This is a genomic window from Rhodococcus sp. JVH1 (assembly GCF_000280725.2).
Lineage (GTDB): Bacteria > Actinomycetota > Actinomycetes > Mycobacteriales > Mycobacteriaceae > Rhodococcus_F > Rhodococcus_F jostii_A.
In genome coordinates, this window is record NZ_CP166289.1 from 4,667,889 (window position 1) to 4,683,662 (window position 15,774).

At 67.4% G+C, this 15,774-nt stretch carries 12 protein-coding genes and 1 pseudogene; 10 read left to right on the forward strand and 3 right to left on the reverse strand.

Annotation, left to right across the window (positions count from 1 at the left end; all coding sequences use genetic code 11):
* Positions 1 to 168 precede the first annotated feature (168 nt).
* The 3 genes from JVH1_RS21580 to JVH1_RS21590 all read left to right on the forward strand — a co-directional run bounded on the left by JVH1_RS21580 (position 169) and on the right by JVH1_RS21590 (position 3,981).
* Positions 169 to 933: an SDR family NAD(P)-dependent oxidoreductase gene (locus JVH1_RS21580; RefSeq protein ID WP_009475381.1), complete on the forward strand. Its 765-nt coding sequence runs from the start codon at positions 169 to 171 to the stop codon at positions 931 to 933.
* Positions 934 to 1,041: 108 nt separating this feature from the next.
* Positions 1,042 to 2,505 carry an aldehyde dehydrogenase family protein gene (locus tag JVH1_RS21585; protein ID WP_009475380.1) on the forward strand — a complete coding sequence of 488 codons (1,464 nt, stop codon included), beginning with the start codon at positions 1,042 to 1,044 and terminating at the stop codon, positions 2,503 to 2,505.
* Between the two features lie 48 nt (positions 2,506 to 2,553).
* Positions 2,554 to 3,981 (forward strand): MmgE/PrpD family protein, encoded by a 1,428-nt coding sequence (locus JVH1_RS21590; RefSeq protein ID WP_009475379.1) that lies wholly within the window; start codon positions 2,554 to 2,556, stop codon positions 3,979 to 3,981.
* Between the two features lie 76 nt (positions 3,982 to 4,057).
* Here JVH1_RS21590 and JVH1_RS21595 read toward each other — a convergent pair whose 3' ends face one another.
* On the reverse strand, positions 4,058 to 4,408 hold the full coding sequence (locus JVH1_RS21595) for a WhiB family transcriptional regulator (protein WP_083849743.1): 351 nt from the start codon (positions 4,406 to 4,408) through the stop codon (positions 4,058 to 4,060).
* Positions 4,409 to 4,543: 135 nt separating this feature from the next.
* Positions 4,544 to 5,875 (reverse strand): MFS transporter, encoded by a 1,332-nt coding sequence (locus tag JVH1_RS21600; protein ID WP_009475377.1) that lies wholly within the window; start codon positions 5,873 to 5,875, stop codon positions 4,544 to 4,546.
* Between the two features lie 182 nt (positions 5,876 to 6,057).
* Between JVH1_RS21600 and JVH1_RS21605 the strand changes: the two are divergent.
* From JVH1_RS21605 to JVH1_RS21635, 7 genes and pseudogenes are all read left to right on the forward strand, one after another.
* A pseudogene (locus JVH1_RS21605) lies at positions 6,058 to 6,549 on the forward strand (MaoC family dehydratase); the annotation flags it as partial.
* A gap of 51 nt (positions 6,550 to 6,600) precedes the next feature.
* Positions 6,601 to 8,550: an AMP-binding protein gene (locus JVH1_RS21610; RefSeq protein WP_009475374.1), complete on the forward strand. Its 1,950-nt coding sequence runs from the start codon at positions 6,601 to 6,603 to the stop codon at positions 8,548 to 8,550.
* 10 nt (positions 8,551 to 8,560) lie between these two features.
* The gene (locus JVH1_RS21615) at positions 8,561 to 9,727 is read left to right on the forward strand and encodes an acyl-CoA dehydrogenase family protein (RefSeq protein ID WP_009475373.1); all 1,167 of its coding nucleotides are present in this window, start codon (positions 8,561 to 8,563) and stop codon (positions 9,725 to 9,727) included.
* 25 nt (positions 9,728 to 9,752) lie between these two features.
* Complete coding sequence (locus JVH1_RS21620) at positions 9,753 to 10,874, forward strand: CaiB/BaiF CoA-transferase family protein (RefSeq protein WP_009475372.1); 1,122 nt, start codon at positions 9,753 to 9,755, stop codon at positions 10,872 to 10,874.
* Positions 10,875 to 10,926: 52 nt separating this feature from the next.
* Entirely contained in the window at positions 10,927 to 11,718 is a 792-nt protein-coding gene (locus JVH1_RS21625; RefSeq protein ID WP_009475371.1) for an enoyl-CoA hydratase/isomerase family protein, read from the forward strand.
* Positions 11,715 to 12,869, forward strand: a complete 1,155-nt coding sequence (locus JVH1_RS21630; RefSeq protein ID WP_009475370.1) for a CaiB/BaiF CoA-transferase family protein — start codon at positions 11,715 to 11,717, stop codon at positions 12,867 to 12,869. The genes JVH1_RS21625 and JVH1_RS21630 overlap by 4 nt, the downstream gene beginning before the upstream one ends.
* A gap of 16 nt (positions 12,870 to 12,885) precedes the next feature.
* The gene (locus tag JVH1_RS21635; protein ID WP_009475369.1) at positions 12,886 to 14,232 is read left to right on the forward strand and encodes a phenylacetate--CoA ligase family protein; all 1,347 of its coding nucleotides are present in this window, start codon (positions 12,886 to 12,888) and stop codon (positions 14,230 to 14,232) included.
* Between the two features lie 21 nt (positions 14,233 to 14,253).
* On the opposite strand, the gene JVH1_RS21640 is transcribed toward JVH1_RS21635, so the two are convergent.
* Positions 14,254 to 15,768: a sugar ABC transporter ATP-binding protein gene (locus JVH1_RS21640; RefSeq protein ID WP_009475368.1), complete on the reverse strand. Its 1,515-nt coding sequence runs from the start codon at positions 15,766 to 15,768 to the stop codon at positions 14,254 to 14,256.
* Positions 15,769 to 15,774 lie beyond the last annotated feature (6 nt).

Sequence of the window (15,774 nt, forward strand, 5' to 3'; positions counted from 1 at the left end):
ACCTCGGGCCCCGCATGGTCGTGAAGTGCCAAGAGTGCTTTCACCATGTGTCGGTGACGCGTCCCGATCCCGAGGACAACTGGCCCGCTTGGCGTTCGCCGGCCCGCGACTGGCCGGCATCACGCGTCGGATAGGTACCAACGGATCTACTCGGAAGAAGGACGGAAAATGTCAGGACTACTCGACGGGAAAGTAGTACTCGTCACCGGCGCCGCGGGAGGCATCGGGCGCGCGACGTCGCTGTTGGCCGCGAAGGAAGGCGCCCGGGTCGCGGCGACCGATGTGTCCGAGGAAGGCGTCGCGGCGACGGCAGACGTTGTGCGTGCGGCGGGCGGTGAGGTGATCGCGCTTCCCGCCGACCTCACGGTCGGTGCGTCGGTGGATGCGATGGTCGCCGCGGCCGTCGACCACTACGGCAGCCTGGACGGAGCGTTCAACAATGCGGGCGTGAGCGGTGGGCAGATCGGGCAGGGCGGTCGATCCGTTGCGGATTGGGACGAGGAGGCATTCGACCGGGCCATCGCTGTGAACCTCAAGGGCGTGTGGCTCTGTATGCGCGCTGAGTTGAAGCAGATGGTGACACAGGGTGGGGGCGTCATCGTGAATACCGCATCGCTCGCGGGTCTCACCGGATTCAAAACCACAGCCGGGTATGCGGCGGCCAAGCACGGCGTCGTCGGCCTGACCAAAACTGCGGCAATCGAATATGCGCCGACCATCCGGATCAACGCGGTGTGCCCAGGTTACACCGACACCGGTTTGATGAAGGATGCGAAGCGCCGCAGCGGATCCACCATCATGTCCCGGATTCCCTTCGGCGCACTCGCGCAACCCGACGACATCGCCGAGATGGCGTGCTGGCTCCTCTCCGATCGCGCCGGCTATGCGACCGGTGGCTCGTTCGTCGTCGATGGCGGATACATGGCGGGGTAACGCCACGAGAAACAACTTATGAACATAATATATTGAGTATGGTATTCCTTGCCCGGCCGCGAGCCGGGAAGGGCGCTGTGCACGATCGAGAGACAGAGGTTCATTGTCATGACCGCACCGATTGTCGAGGCCGAGTGCCACATCGACGGGCGCCGGATCGCGGGCGAGGGAGAGGCGATCCGGTCGATCAACCCGACCACCGGTCGGGAACTGGCCGTCACACCGGCGGCGAGCCCCGCGCAGGTCGCCGCAGCGGTGTCCGCTGCCCGGCGGGCGTTCGACGACGGCGAGTGGAGCCGTCTCGGGCCTGGTGAGCGCGGTGCCCTGCTGCACCGGCTGGCGGACCTGCTCGAGCGGGACCGGGAGAAGATCGTCGACCTCGCCGCCACCGAGATCGGTACGCCGATCAGCAGCGCCGCGGCCCTGCACGTCGATCTGCCCGTCCGGTTCTTCCGATGGTTCGCGGACGCGGCGGTGCGGGGACCGCGGGACGGCTACGAGCAGCCCCTTCCCCTGCATCACGACCCGGTCGTCTCGAGCAGCATGCTGGTGCGGGACCCGGCCGGTGTGGTGGCCGCGGTCGTCGCCTACAACGTCCCGGTCATGATGTGCGCGTACAAGCTCGGCCCCGCCCTGGCGTCGGGCTGCTCGACCGTCCTGGTGACCTCGCCGAGGGCCGTGCTGCTGACGTCCGCGATCATGCGTTTGATCGAGGAGGCGGGGTTCCCGCCGGGCGCGGTCAACCTGGTCTTCGGTCCACCGAGTGTGACCGCCCAGGTGGTCGGTGCCCCGGAGGTCGACCTGGTGACGTTCACCGGTTCCGCCGCGGTCGGCAGTAAAATCCTCACCTTGGCGGCCCCGACGCTGAAGAAGGTCGTCCTCGAACTCGGCGGCAAGTCGCCCAACATCGTGCTACCCGGCACCGACATCGAGAAGGCGGTACCCGCGTCCGCGCTGCGCTTCACCCGCAACAGTGGCCAAGCGTGCGGGGCGACGACACGAACCCTGGTGCCCCAGGCCGATTTCGACGAGTACGTCGAGAGGTCGGGCAAGTTCCTCGGTGACCTCACGGTCGGCGACCCCCATCACCCCGACACCGTCCTGGGACCGCTGATCACCGGCGAACATCGTGCAAATGTGGAGGGCTTCCTGGCGCGCGCCCGGGAGGCGGGCGCCGAGGTTCCCGTCGGCGGGGGCCGGCCGCCCGGCCTCGATGACGGCTTTTTCCTCGAACCTACTCTGGTGACCGGCATTTCGAACGACGCGGAGATCGCGCAGGAGGAACTCTTCGCGCCCGTCGGGGTGGTGATGCCGTACACCGACCTGGACGAGGCCGTCCGCATGGCCAACGATGTCAAGTACGCCCTCAACGCCAACGTGTGGGGCCCCACCCCCGACGCACTCGCGTTCGCTCGTCGTCTTCGCTCGGGCACCGTCACCATCAACGGCGGTGGCGGAATGCGCGGAGACGCCCCGTGGGGCGGACCCGGACACAGCGGAATCGGCCGCGAAGGCGGCGAAGAGGGGTTCCGTGAGTTCTTCGAAGTCAAGCACATTCAGTGGCCCGTGTAACCGAACCAACGTCACGCTCACCATCACAGCAACAAGAGGAAGAATCTGATGCCAACAATTGTCGAAGATCTCGCGGATTTCGCCGCCGGCGCCGACGCACGGTCACTCCCGGGTGACGTGGTTGCCGAGTCCAAGCGGATTCTGCTGGACACCCTCGGCTGCGCGGTGGCGTCGCTCGGCGACGCGGGCGCGCGCCGGGGCATCGAGTACGGCCGGTTTCTCGGCGGGTCGGGTGGCTCGGCGTCGATCATCGGGACGGGCACGAAGACATCGGTGCCCGGTGCGGCGTTCGCCAACGCCGAGTTGGTCAACGCGCTCGACCAGGACGCGGTCCTGCCGCCCGGCCACGTGACCCCCTACGTGGTGCCCGGCGCGTTGGCGACGGCAGAAGCTCTGCGCTCCTCGGGCGAACGGCTGCTCACGGCGATCGCGGTGGCGCACGAGATGTCGTACCGGATCGGCAAGGCCACCGACTATCTACGCGACATCAAAGGCGGTGTGGTCACCATCCCGAAGGTCATCGGCTACAGCAGCACGCTGTTCGGTGCGGCGGCCGCGATCGGCGTGGTCAAGGGGTTCGGCAACGACACGCTGGCCGATGCGCTCGGGATCATGGGCTCGACGATTCCGACCAACACCCAGCGGGCATGGATGATGCACGCGCCGTCGACGACGATCAAATACCAGCTCGCCGGGGGCATGGCCCTGTCGGCCGTGACGGCAGCGAGCCTGGCCGAACTCGGGCACACCGGTGACCGCCAGATGCTCGACGACCGCGAGTACGGCTTCCCCCGATTCATCGGGACCTCACGCTGGGAGCCGGCGCCGATCACCGCGGGTCTGGGCACGGAGTGGACCTTCACCCCGTTCCAGTCGTTCAAGCCGTATCCCCACTGCCGGGTCATGCACGCGCTGTTCGACGCTCTCACCGAGATCATCGAGGTCAACGACATCAAGCCCGACGAGATCGAGGCCATCAATGCCTGGGGCGAGAGCTTCGTGATGCAGCCGGTGTGGGTCAACGAGACCATCCGCAATCCGCGCGACGCGCAGTTCAGCATGACCCACGGCCTTGCCCTCGCCGCCCACCGGATTCCCCCGGGCAAGGACTGGCAGACGCCGGAAGTGGTGCTCGATCCGTCCGTCCTCGAGCTCACCACGAAGACGACGTTTCAGGAACACCCCGACTACACCGCGGAACTGGCGAGCAACCCGGCCGCACGCCGATCGCGCATCGAGGTCCACGCGCGCGGCACCCAGTTCTCCGGCGAACGCGGCTACCCCAAGGGCAGTCCGTCCCCCGACCCGGCCACCTACATGACCGACGACGAACTGATCGCCAAATTCCGCCACAACGTCGACGGAGCAGTGAGCGACGCGGACGCGGACGCCGTCATCGAGGCCGTGTACGACCTCGAGAACGTCGACGACATCTCGACGATCCTGAACCGATTGCAGCCCAACACCGTCGGCTGATCGGATCGAACCACTGCGCCGCCCTTGCCGAAGACTGGCGAGGGCGGCGCGGTTCTGTGTAGGCACTCGTGGAGCCCTACCCCGGCTTCCTCTGCCAGCGGCTCCATTTTCTGGCAGCGCCGAGTTCCCGCGGAGTCAATCCGCCCCACACTCCGTGTTGTTCGCCGAAATGGATGGCGTACTGACGGCATTCAGTGATCACCGGGCACCGCCGGCAAATGTTCTTCGCGGTGCGCTCGCGCTGAGGTTGGGCCTTCGGGTTGTCGTCGTCGAGATAGAAGACGGCGATGTCCATGCCACGGCACCGCGCACGCAGGCGCCATTCCTCAGGGGTGACATCGCCATCCGGTGCGGCGTGCGATGTTCTCACAGAACACGCTCCGATCGTCGACGAGGTATGTCGTGCCGATGTGGGCACTAAAAACATAATATATTGAATGGCGATAAGGGGCAACCGGACCGAAGCATCGCCGACCGGATGGCAGACGTCTGTGCCCAGCACTTCTGACGGTTGCCAGAAGTGCTGGGCACAAATTGGAGACTCGCAGCGGATCGCTGTGGGTCAGCGGGTGACGCGGAGGAGTTCGCGATCCCGCGCCGGGTCGGCGAGAATCAGTGCGAGAACCGCGACAACGGCACCAATGATGCCCAGGCATTGGAACGACGCCTGGTACCCGTCGATCTTCGTCGCCGAGGCGTCGACGACGATCCCCATCGCCCACGGTCCGATGATCCCGCCGATCGCCTGGATCGCGAAGAAGGCGCCGATGACGCCTGCTGTCTGGCGCGGCGGGCAGGTCGCGATCACCGCGGCATTGAGCAGCGGGAACACCGCGACAACCAGCCCGTACGCCACCGACACCGCGCAGACCGCAAGGAGCGGAGATCCGAGGGCCGGCAGGCTCAGCAGCAACACACCGGCGACGATGACGCCGACGCACGGCACGACCACTCGGACGAGGCGGATCGACAGGCCGCGGCTGATCCCGCGGTCGCTCAGCCAGGAGCCGCCGACGAGCGTCGCGAGCCCGACGAAGCTCGGCGCAGCGAACAGGGTGCCCGACTCGAGCCGTGAATATCCCAAACCCTGCTCGAAGTACGACGGCAGCCAGGTGAGCACGACGGTCATGAGCGCGTAGGCGCTCATCGCGACGAGAACGGCGGACACGAAGGTCCTCGACGTGAGCAGACGCCGCCAAGCGACCGCCGGCTCGCTGTCGGTGTCTTCCGTCGACGTGTGCTTCCCGCCGACGACATACGGTCCCGGCCGCCAGGTCAGCAGCCACGGGACGCACCAGAACGCGGTCGCGCAACTGAGCACGATGATTGCTGCGCGCCACCCGTACTCGGCCACCACGAGCGCGAGAATCGGGACGACGGCCATCTTGGCCAGCATGCTTCCACTGATGATGAGCGCGCTCGGGAGCCCCCGCTTGGCGGGCGCATGCCACGAGTAGGCGGCGGTGTGCAGCAAACCGGATGTGGGCCCCTCGGTGAGCCCGAGGAGCATCCGGCTCGCGAGCAGCACCGCGAATGTCGACCACACGACGAGCGGCAGCATGACAACGCCCCACAGCACGGCGATGATCGCGATGGACCACCGGAGCGCGAGAACCTTGTTGATCGGTCCCGCGAAGAAGCCGCCGAAGCTGAAGGCGAGGAAGAACATGCTGCCGGTGAAGCCGATCTGTGACGCGCTGAGCCCGAGGTCCTCACTGAGCGGTTGAGCGATGAGGCCGAACACTGCCTTGTCGGATGCGTTCATGAGGTACAGCACCACGAGCATTCCCGTGATGCCCCACGCGGTCAGCGTGCGAGGTTCGGTTTCCGGTTCGGACCGAGGGGCTTTCGTGGGCACGGGGTCGGTTATGAGGTGTTCTTCGGTGTTGTTCACGTAAGGGTGCCCTTCAGTCTTGTCGTCGAGATCACACCATCAACGCTGTGTGCTGTGCATCATATACTATTCACGCATTGCGGAGGTTGCGCAATGCATCAAGCACTAAACATCTGGTTCTTGCATGCATAATATATTTCACTTAGAGTGAGGCTACGAACTGCGGCGACCGAGAGCACTCGTCGTCGCTCGAGAGAAAGGGGCGTCACATGCCGGGTCTGTACTTCGAGGAATTCGCACCGGGAATGGTTATCGATCACGAGGTGCGTCGCACCGTGACCGAAACCGACAACGTCCTGTTCAGCACGATGACCTTGAACATGGCGCCGCTCCACCTGGATGCGGAGTACAGCAAGGACTCCATCCACGGGCAGCGTCTGGTGAACAGCTTGTTCCTCCTCGGCCTCGTTGCCGGTATCTCGATGCACGACACCACGTACGGGACCACCCTCGGCAACCTCGGCTTCGACTCGATCAAGTTCCCCAAGCCGGTGTTCCACGGTGACACCATCCACGTGCGCACCGAGATCGTTTCGGCCCGGGAGTCGAAGAGCCGCAACGATTCCGGCATCGTCACCTTCCGTCACTACGGCATCAATCAGCGCGACGAGATCGTGTGCGACGCCACCCGCGTCGGCCTGATGCTCAAGAAGTCTGCCGACGCGCAGGCCTGATCGCACACCCCGACCGGACGATCGACCGCCCCAGACGAGGAGAACACGGAAATGGGCATCAGTAGCCAGCCCGAGGAGATGGCCTGGGTTCCCGGCCCCGCGGTGCGCGAGCGCGCGAGGCTGCTCGCAGCGATGAAGAGCTGGGGCTTCGGCGACGATGCTGCCGCCGTCACCGAGCTGGGCCGTCGCGCCGTCGCCGATCCCGAGTGGTTCTGGCGCGAGGCGCTCACCGACCTCGACGTCGAGTTCTCGGTGCCGTTCGACCGGGTTCTCGACGAGTCCGAGGGCAAGGAATTCCCGAGATGGTTCCCGGGCGGCCGAATCAACGTCGCCGAACTGGCGGCCCTCCGGCACGCCCGCGGTGACCTCGCCGGCAAGACCGCGGTGGTCTACGAGGGCGACGGGGGACAGCGGCGCACGCTGACCTTCGCGGAGCTCGCGGCGGAGGTGAGCCGATTCGCGGCGCACCTCGCGGGCCTGGGAGTGCGCCGCGGCGACCGGGTGGTGCTGTTCATGCCGGTCGTGCCCGAGGCCGCCGTGGCGTTCCTCGCGATCGCGATGATCGGCGCGGTCGCGGTGCCCACGTTCAGTGGATATGCGCCCGACGCCCTGGCCACGCGACTGCAGGATTCGGACGCCGTCCTCCTGGTGACCGCCGACGGCACGACGCGCCGCGACAAGGTCGTCGCGATGAAGGCGACCGCGGACGCCGCACTGGCGCAGGCGCCGACGGTGCGTTCCGTCGTGGTGATCCGGCACCTGGGAACCGACGTGCCGATGCAGGAAGGCCGCGACGTCTACTACGACGAACTGGCAGCCGATCCGGAGCCGGTGCCGACCGCGGAGACCGAGTCGAACGACCCGCTGGCCATCGTCTACACGTCCGGCACCACGGGCAGGCCGAAGGGAATCGTGCACTCGCACGGCGGTTTCGCGGCCAAGACTGCGGTCGACTTCGCGTACGGCTTCGACGTGCACGCCGACGACGTGGTCTCCTGGATCACCGACCTCGGTTGGCTCGTGGGCCCGATGCTCATGACCGGTCCGCTGCAGCTCGGCGCGACCATCGTGATGATCGAGGGCCTGCCCACCCACCCCACACCGAATCGTATGTGGGAGATCGTGAACCGTAACGGCGTGACCGTGCAGGGCATCGCACCGACGGCGGCACGCGCACTCAAGGCGGCGGGCGACGGCAGCGCTCCGGCGATGCCGACCCTGAAGACGTTCGTCTCCACCGGCGAGGCCTGGGACGAGCCGACCTGGTTCTGGCTGTTCGACGAGGTCGGCGGGCGAGAGCGCGCGATCGTCAACTACAGCGGCGGCACCGAGGTCGGTGGCGGCATCCTCGTCGGCTACCCGTTCCTTCCCGCCGCACCGGCGGCGTTCACCGGGCCACTGCCCGGCGTCGATGCGGCCGTCCTCGACGACGACGGCAAGCCCGTCGTCGGCCAGATCGGCGAACTCGCGGTGCTCAACACGTTCCCCGGAATGACGCACGCCTTCTGGCAGGACCGGGACCGCTACCTGGATACCTACTGGAGTCGCTGGGACGGCGTCTGGGTGCACGGCGACCTCGCGAGCGTCGATGCTGCCGGCATGTGGCGGATCCACGGCCGCTCCGACGACACGATCAAGCTCTCCGGGCGCCGCGTGGGGCCGGCCGAGATAGAGGCGGCCCTGCTGCGTGACAACCGGATCACGGAGGTCGCGGTGATCGGCGTGCCTGACGAGATGCGCGGTCAGCGCGCGGTGGCGTTCGCGGTTCTGCGCGCCGACGGTGTCGACAACGACGACCTGCAGGCGACGGCGCTGGCGAACGCGGGCAAATCCTTTGCGCCCGAGGTCTATGCGGTGCCGACGCTGCCGAAGACGAAGAACGGAAAGATCATGCGCCGCGCCATCCGGTCGCGGTTCATCGGTGCCCCGATCGGCGACATGTCGTCGCTCGACCCGGCGACGCCGCTCGAGGACATTCCCGTGTACGCGGGCGAAGACTAGGAGTACTGAGATGGCAGATTTCGACACCGAAAGCAACATCGAGATCGTCCGCAAGGCGACTCGCGAGCTGGCGCGGAAGTTCGACAACAACTACTGGCTCGACAAGGACAACAAGCACGAATACCCGTGGGATTTCATCAAGGCCTTCGCGGACGGGGGCTGGCTCGGCGCGATGATCCCGGAGGAGTACGGCGGGATCGGCCTGGGCCTGCAGGAGGCCGCCGTGATGATGGGCGAGATCGCGTCCTCCGGCGGAGGCATGAGCGGTGGCTCGGCGATCCACTTCTACGTCTTCCCGCCGGCGCCGATCGTCCGGTACGGCTCGGAGGATATGAAGAAGAAGTATCTCCCCAAGCTGGCGTCGGGTGAGATGCTCACCGCGTTCGGCATCACCGAGCCGACCTCAGGCGTGGACACGTCCCGCATCAAGACCAAGGCGACCAAGGTCGACGGCGGCTGGGTCATCAACGGCCAGAAGGTGTTCATCACCAACGCGCAGAACGCGCACCGCATCCTGCTGCTGGCCCGCACGGCGCCGCGGCGCGACGACAAGCCGCTGCACGGGATGACGATCTTCTTCGCCGAACTCGACCCCAAGCATGTCACGATCCGCGAGATCGACAAGCTCGGGCGCGCGGCCATCGACACCAACGAACTGTTCATCGACAACCTGTTCGTGGCCGACGAGGACGTGGTCGGCGAGGTCGACAAGGGCTTCTACTACATCATCGACGGACTCAACCCCGAACGCATCGTCGTCGCGATGGAGGGCATCGGCCTCGGCCGCGCGGCCCTCGAGATCGGCACCGAGTACGCGAAGAACCGGGTGGTGTTCGATCGCCCGATCGGCCAGAACCAGGCCGTCGCCCATCCGCTCGCGGACTCGTGGATCCGTCTCGAGGCCGCCGAGCGGATGGCGATGCACGCCGCGAAACTGTTCGACGACAAGCAGGAGTGCGGACACGAGGCCGCGGCGGCGAAGTACCTCGGTGCCGAGGCCGGCTTCGAAGCGTGCGACCGGGTGTTCTCGACGCTGGGCGGCTACGCGTACGCGAAGGAGTACCACATCGAGCGGCTGTGGCGGGAGGTGCGCCTCCTGCGCAACGCGCCGTTCTCGCAGGAGATGGTGCGCAACTACGTCTCGCAGCAGGTGCTCGGCCTGCCGCGGTCGTACTGAGCCCCACCGACGAAGGAGTGTGACGATGACCGGTCCGCTGGCTGGAGTCCGGGCACTGGTGCTCGCGGGAATGGGCCCGGTGCCGTACGTCTCGATGCTGCTCGCCGACATGGGAGCCGACGTGGTGCGGGTGGTGCGGCCACCGAACCGGTCGGCCCGCGCCCTCAGCCAGACGGACGGTCTGACCGAGGAAGTCGACGTGGTCAACCGGGGCGTCGACGCGGTGGCCGTCGACCTCAAGGACCCGGACGGACGCGAGAGTGTGCTGCGCCTGGCCGAAGCCGCGGACGTTTTCATCGAGGGATACCGGCCCGGCGTGACCGAACGGCTCGGGCTCGGACCGGACGAGGTGATGGCACGCAACGAGCGCCTCGTCTACGTGCGGCTGACCGGCTACGGACAGACGGGGCCGCGTTCGCGGGACGCCGGACACGACATCAACTACGTGGCGCAGTCCGGCGCGTTGCACGCCATGGCACGGTCCGACAGTGCGCCGCGTCCGCCGATCAACCTGCTCGGTGACTACGCGGCAGGCGGCGCCATGGGCGCATACGGCATTGCGTGCGCCCTGGTCTCCGCCGCCCGCACCGGGCGGGGGCAGGTGATCGACGCGGCGATGGTCGACGGTGTCGCGGCCCTCACCGCCAAGTTGCAGGGCCTGCGCGCCGCGGGACTCTACTCGGACGATCCGGGGACGAACTTCCTCGACTCCGGAGCACCGTTCTACGACACCTACCGGTGCGCGGAAGGCGGCTACATCGCCGTCGGCGCGCTCGAACCCGACTTCTACCGGGAGTTCACCTCACGCCTCGGCGTCGATACCGCCGACTGGCCCGACCAGAACGATCGCGCCGCGTGGCCGCATCTGCGCAAGCTCATCGGCGATGCGGTCGAGTGCCGCACCCGTGACGAATGGGAGAAGGTGTTTGCGGGTACCGATGCCTGCGTCACCCCGGTGCTCACGTTCGACGAGGCCGCGGTGGATCCCCACAACACCCAGCGCGGCGTGTACCGGACCGTCGGCGGTGTCTTGCATCCGATGCCCGCGCCGCGTTTCAGCGGCACACCCGCTCGCGAACCCGAGACGCCGCGGGTGGGCACGGTCGCGACCGCGGATGTCGCGTCGCGGTGGGGCCTCGGCGACTGACCGAACCGCCGGCGCACCGATCGACCCGAGAATTTCCAGGAAGGAAGCAACAGTGACCAGCTACGAGGACTTCACGTCCGTGAAGGTAGACCGCCCGGAAGAAGGCATTCTCCGCATCATGCTGGACGGGCCGAACCTCAACGCGGTGGGCCCGGACGCGCACCGCGAGCTGGCCGACATCTGGCCGGTGATCGGTCTCGATCAGTCGGTTCGCGCCGTGGTCATTCGCGGCGCCGGTGAGCGTGCGTTCTCGGCAGGAGGCAGCTTCGATCTCGTCGAGGCCATGATCGGCGACTACTCGTCGCGGACCCGGGTGATGCGTGAGGCACGCGACCTGGTGCGCAACATCATCGAGGTCCCGCAGCCGATCATTTCTGCGATCAACGGACCGGCTGCCGGTGCCGGCCTGGTGGCCGCTCTGCTGGCCGACATCTCCGTCGCGGGCCGCCGCACCAAGATCGTCGACGGCCACGTCCGGCTGGGTGTCGCAGCCGGCGACCACGCAGCCATCTGCTGGCCGCTGCTGACGAGCATGGCGAAGGCCAAGTACCACCTGCTCACCAACGAGGTGCTCACCGGCGAGGAGGCGGAGCGGATCGGCATGGTCTCGCTGTGCGTCGACGACGACCAGGTGCAGGACCGGGCGATGGAGATCGCGCGGAAGCTGGCCGCCGGCTCCCGGGCCGGCATCCAGGGCACCAAGATGGCCCTCAACGGCTGGTACCGGCAGGCGATGCCGATCTTCGACGCGTCGCTGGGGCTGGAGTTCTACGGCTTCGGCGGTCCCGACGTGGTCGAGGGTGTGTCCTCGCACCGCGAGAAGCGGGAGCCGAAGTTCTCGTGACCGGAACCGAACAGGAAACGCAGGGGCCGCTCGCCGGCATCACCGTGGTCGGGCTGGAGCAGGCGATCTCGGCGCCGCTCTGCACGCGTCACCTCGCGGACCTCGGGGCCCGCGTGATCAAGGTGGAGGCCCCGGGCTTCGGCGACTCGACGCGCGCGTACGACTCCGTGGTCGGCGGGATGTCCGCACACTTCACGTGGCTGAACCACGGCAAGGAGTCGGCGGCGCTGGACCTCAAGTCCGCAGCCGACATGGGGACCTTCCGGAACATCCTCGCCACCGCCGACGTCGTGGTCAGCAACCTCGCGCCCGGCGCGCTCGACCGGCTGGGGATCGGTACCCGGGACCTCTCGCGTGACTTCCCGCGACTGATTGTGGTCGACATCTCCGGCTACGGGAAGGGTGGTCCCCTCGACCACAAGCGGGCGTACGACCTGCTCATCCAGGCGGAGGGCGGATCCTGCAGCATCACCGGCGCACCGGGACATCCGGCCAAGCCGGGCATCCCGGTGGCCGACGTCGGCACGGCGCTGTACGCGTACTCCGCGGTGCTGGCCGCGCTCTACGACCGGGAACGGACCGGGCGGGGAGCGGTCATCCCGATCGCCATGCTCGACACCGTCGCCGAGATGATGGGGTTCGCCCTCAATCAGGTGATCCACGCCGGTACCGAGCCCGTGCCGGTCGGCATGGGCTCACCGATGATCGCGCCCTACGGCGCGTACCCCACCTCCGACGACCAGACCGCGGTGCTCGGGACGACCAACGACCGCGAGTGGCGACGTCTCGCCGAGATGATCGGCCGACCGGAGCTCGCCGACGAACCGCGATACGCGCACAACGACAATCGCGTCGAGGCGCGGGACGAACTGGACGCGGTCGTGGGGGCGTGGTGCGCGGAGCACACGCTGGCGGAGATCCAGAAGACGGCGGACGCCGCGGGGATCGGCAACGCCCGGCTCAACACCGTGCGCGACCTGGCCGAGCACCCGCAGCTTGTCGAGCGCGGACGGTGGCGCGAGGTGGGTACCCCGTCCGGCCCCGTGCCGGCGCTGCTGCCGTCCGCGGTGGCCGAAGGCTGGCCAGTGCGCAGCGGCGCGGTGCCCGCTCTCGGCGCGCACACCGACGCCATCAGGTCTGAATTCGAGTAGGAAGAGGGATCGCACCATGGCTGTTCCCCATTCGGCACGGCACTGGAGCGCGGTCGAGTCGCTCGCGCCCGGCGACGCTGCGGATCTGCAGAACCGGCGGCTGCGCGAGCAACTCGACTACCTCGCCGCCCGCAGCGACTTCTACAAGGCGAAGTTCGCCGAGCATTCCGTCGACGTCACCCGGGTGCGGACGGTGGAGGACCTCGCGGGCCTGCCGTTCACCGAGAAGCAGGAACTGCGGGACAGCCTGGCGGCCACGCCGCCGCTGGGCAACCATGTCGCGGCCGAGGCCGCCGACATCGTGCAGATCCAGGCGTCGTCGGGCACCACCGGCAGCCCGTCCTACGTCGGGTTGACGCGCCGCGACATCGACGTCTGGTCCGAGCTCGGGGCGCGGGCCCTGTACGCCAACGGTTTTCGACCCGGCGACCGGTTGCTGCACGGGTTCGGAATGAGCAAGGGCTTCGTCGGCGGGATCCCCGTCGTGCAGATGGCGCAGTACATGGGCATCGTCGACATTCCGATCGGCGCGGAGGCGGGCGCCGAGCGACTCCTGCGTGTACAGGCGGATCAGCGGCCGAGTGCCCTGATCGGCACGCCGAACTTCTTGGCGTATCTGGCCGAGCAGGCACCGGCGATCCTCGGCCTGCGGGCCCGGGATCTGGGTGTGCGCGCGATCAGCGTGGGCGGCGAGCCCGGTGGCGGGCTGCCCGCCGTACGCGGCAAGCTCGAGTCGCTGTGGGGCGCCACGTCGCGGGAGATGCTCGGCGGCACCGACATCGCCTGCATCTACTGGGGCGAGTGCGAGGCGGGCGACGGGATGCACTTCCTCTCCCCGGACCTGATGGTGGCCGAGCTGATCGATCCGGAGACGGACGAGATCGTCGAGCCCGTGGCCGGCGCGCGGGGCGAGTTGGTGTACACGGCGCTCCGCAGGCAGGCGTCACCCCTGCTGCGGTTCCGCACCCGCGACCACGTGGTGGTCACCGGCACCGACTGCGCGTGTGGCCGCACCGGGTACAAGGTGCGGTGCGTCGGCCGGACCGACGACATGCTGATCGTGCGCGGCATCAACCTCTTTCCTTCCGCGGTCAAGCAATTGGTGTCGGAGCTGGCGCCAGCCGCGACCGGCGAGATGCGGATCCGCGTCGACTTCGAGGGGCATTCGACGCAGAAGCCGCTCATGCTGGTCGTGGAGTATTCCGACGGACTCGGTACCGAGCAGCACGACGACCTGCGGTCGTCGATCGAGCAGCGGGTCCGGTCGGCTCTGGGCGTCAAGGCGGTGGTCGAGCTCGTGCCCGACGGCACCCTCGCGCGACCGGACCACGTCAAGGTGAATCTCATCGAACGCGTGCAGTGACGGAGGTCGCGGCGCCGCGCGTCAGTGCACCGCCGCGAACATGAGGCTCTCCTCGTCGGCTTCCTCCGGCGAGAACTCGGCTGCGATGCTGCCCGCGCGTGCGACCAGCACCCGATCGGACAGCGACTGGATCTCGGGCAGGTAGGACGAGATGACCACCACCGCGACTCCGTCGTCGGCGAGAGCGCGAATCATCGCGTGAATTTCCGGAATCGTGCCCAGATCCACACCGCGGGTGGGCTCGTCGATTATCGCGACCAGTGGCTTGCGGGTCAGCCCCTTGGCGAGTACGACCTTCTGCTGGTTTCCGCCGCTCAACTCCTCGAGGGTGGCCTTTTCGGGCGCGAGGGTGCGGACCTCGAACTGGTGGACGAACCGCTGCGCCACCGTCTTCCGGACGCGGGGGCGGAACAGGAACGGCAGGCGGAGCGCGCTGCACAGGTGGCCGAGATAGATGTTGTCCGCGATTGTCAGATGGCTGAAGAAGCCGGAGGCTTTGCGATCTTCGGTGATGTAGACGATGCCGGCTCGCCGCGCGTGCCGCGGTGTTCGGAAGCGGACCGGTTTTCCGTTGAGTTGCACCGTGCCACCGCGGAGGCGACGACGCTTCGTGATGCCGCTGATGATCATGGCGACCTCGCTGCGCCCCGCACCGACCAGCCCGTAGAGGCCGACGATCTCACCCGCATAGGCGGAGAACGCCATGTTGCGCACAGCGGGCAGTAGTGTCAGGTCCTCGACCTGCAGCGTCGGCGTCGGTTCCGGTGTGCGGCCCGGCGGCACGCGTCCCATCTCGACGGTGCGGCCCACCATCATCTTGACCACCCGGTCGTGGGTGAACTCCGGTTTCGTCAGGGTCCCCTGGACTACGCCGTCACGCAGGACGGTGATGCGATCGGCCTGCTCGAATGCCTCGTCGAGAATGTGGGTGATGAAGATGACGCCGATCCCGCGCCGCGCGAGACTCTGCATCGACATGAACAACTGCAGCCGTTCCTCGGGTGTCACGGATGCGGTCGGTTCGTCGAGGATCACCAGGTTCGCATTTCGATGGACCGCGCGGGCAATCTCCACCATCTGCTTTTGGCCTACCCCGAGTGAACCGGCTGCCACGTCGGGTCGGATGTGGAAGTTGTGCGATTCGAGTAGTTCTCGGGCAATAACGTTGAGGTGCCCGAGGTTGTTGAACACTTTCTCGTCGCCCATGAACAGATTCTGGGCGACCGTCATCGACTCGACGAGCGACCCTTCCTGGTAGACCATCGCCACACCGGCTTCCACTGATTCGCGCGGTGTCGCGAACGTTCGTGCCCGCCCGGAGATCTCCAGAGTGCCGGTGTCGTGCGCCACCGCGCCCGAGATGATCTTCACCATCGTCGACTTCCCGGCACCGTTCTCGCCCAGTACGGCGTGGACCTCGCCCGGGCGCACATCGAAGTCGACTCCGGCGAGCGCGTGGGTTCCCTTGTAGCTCTTGCCGACGTTCGTCAACCGGATCACCGGTGCGGCGGATGAGCCACTCGCTACCTCTGACATCGTTGC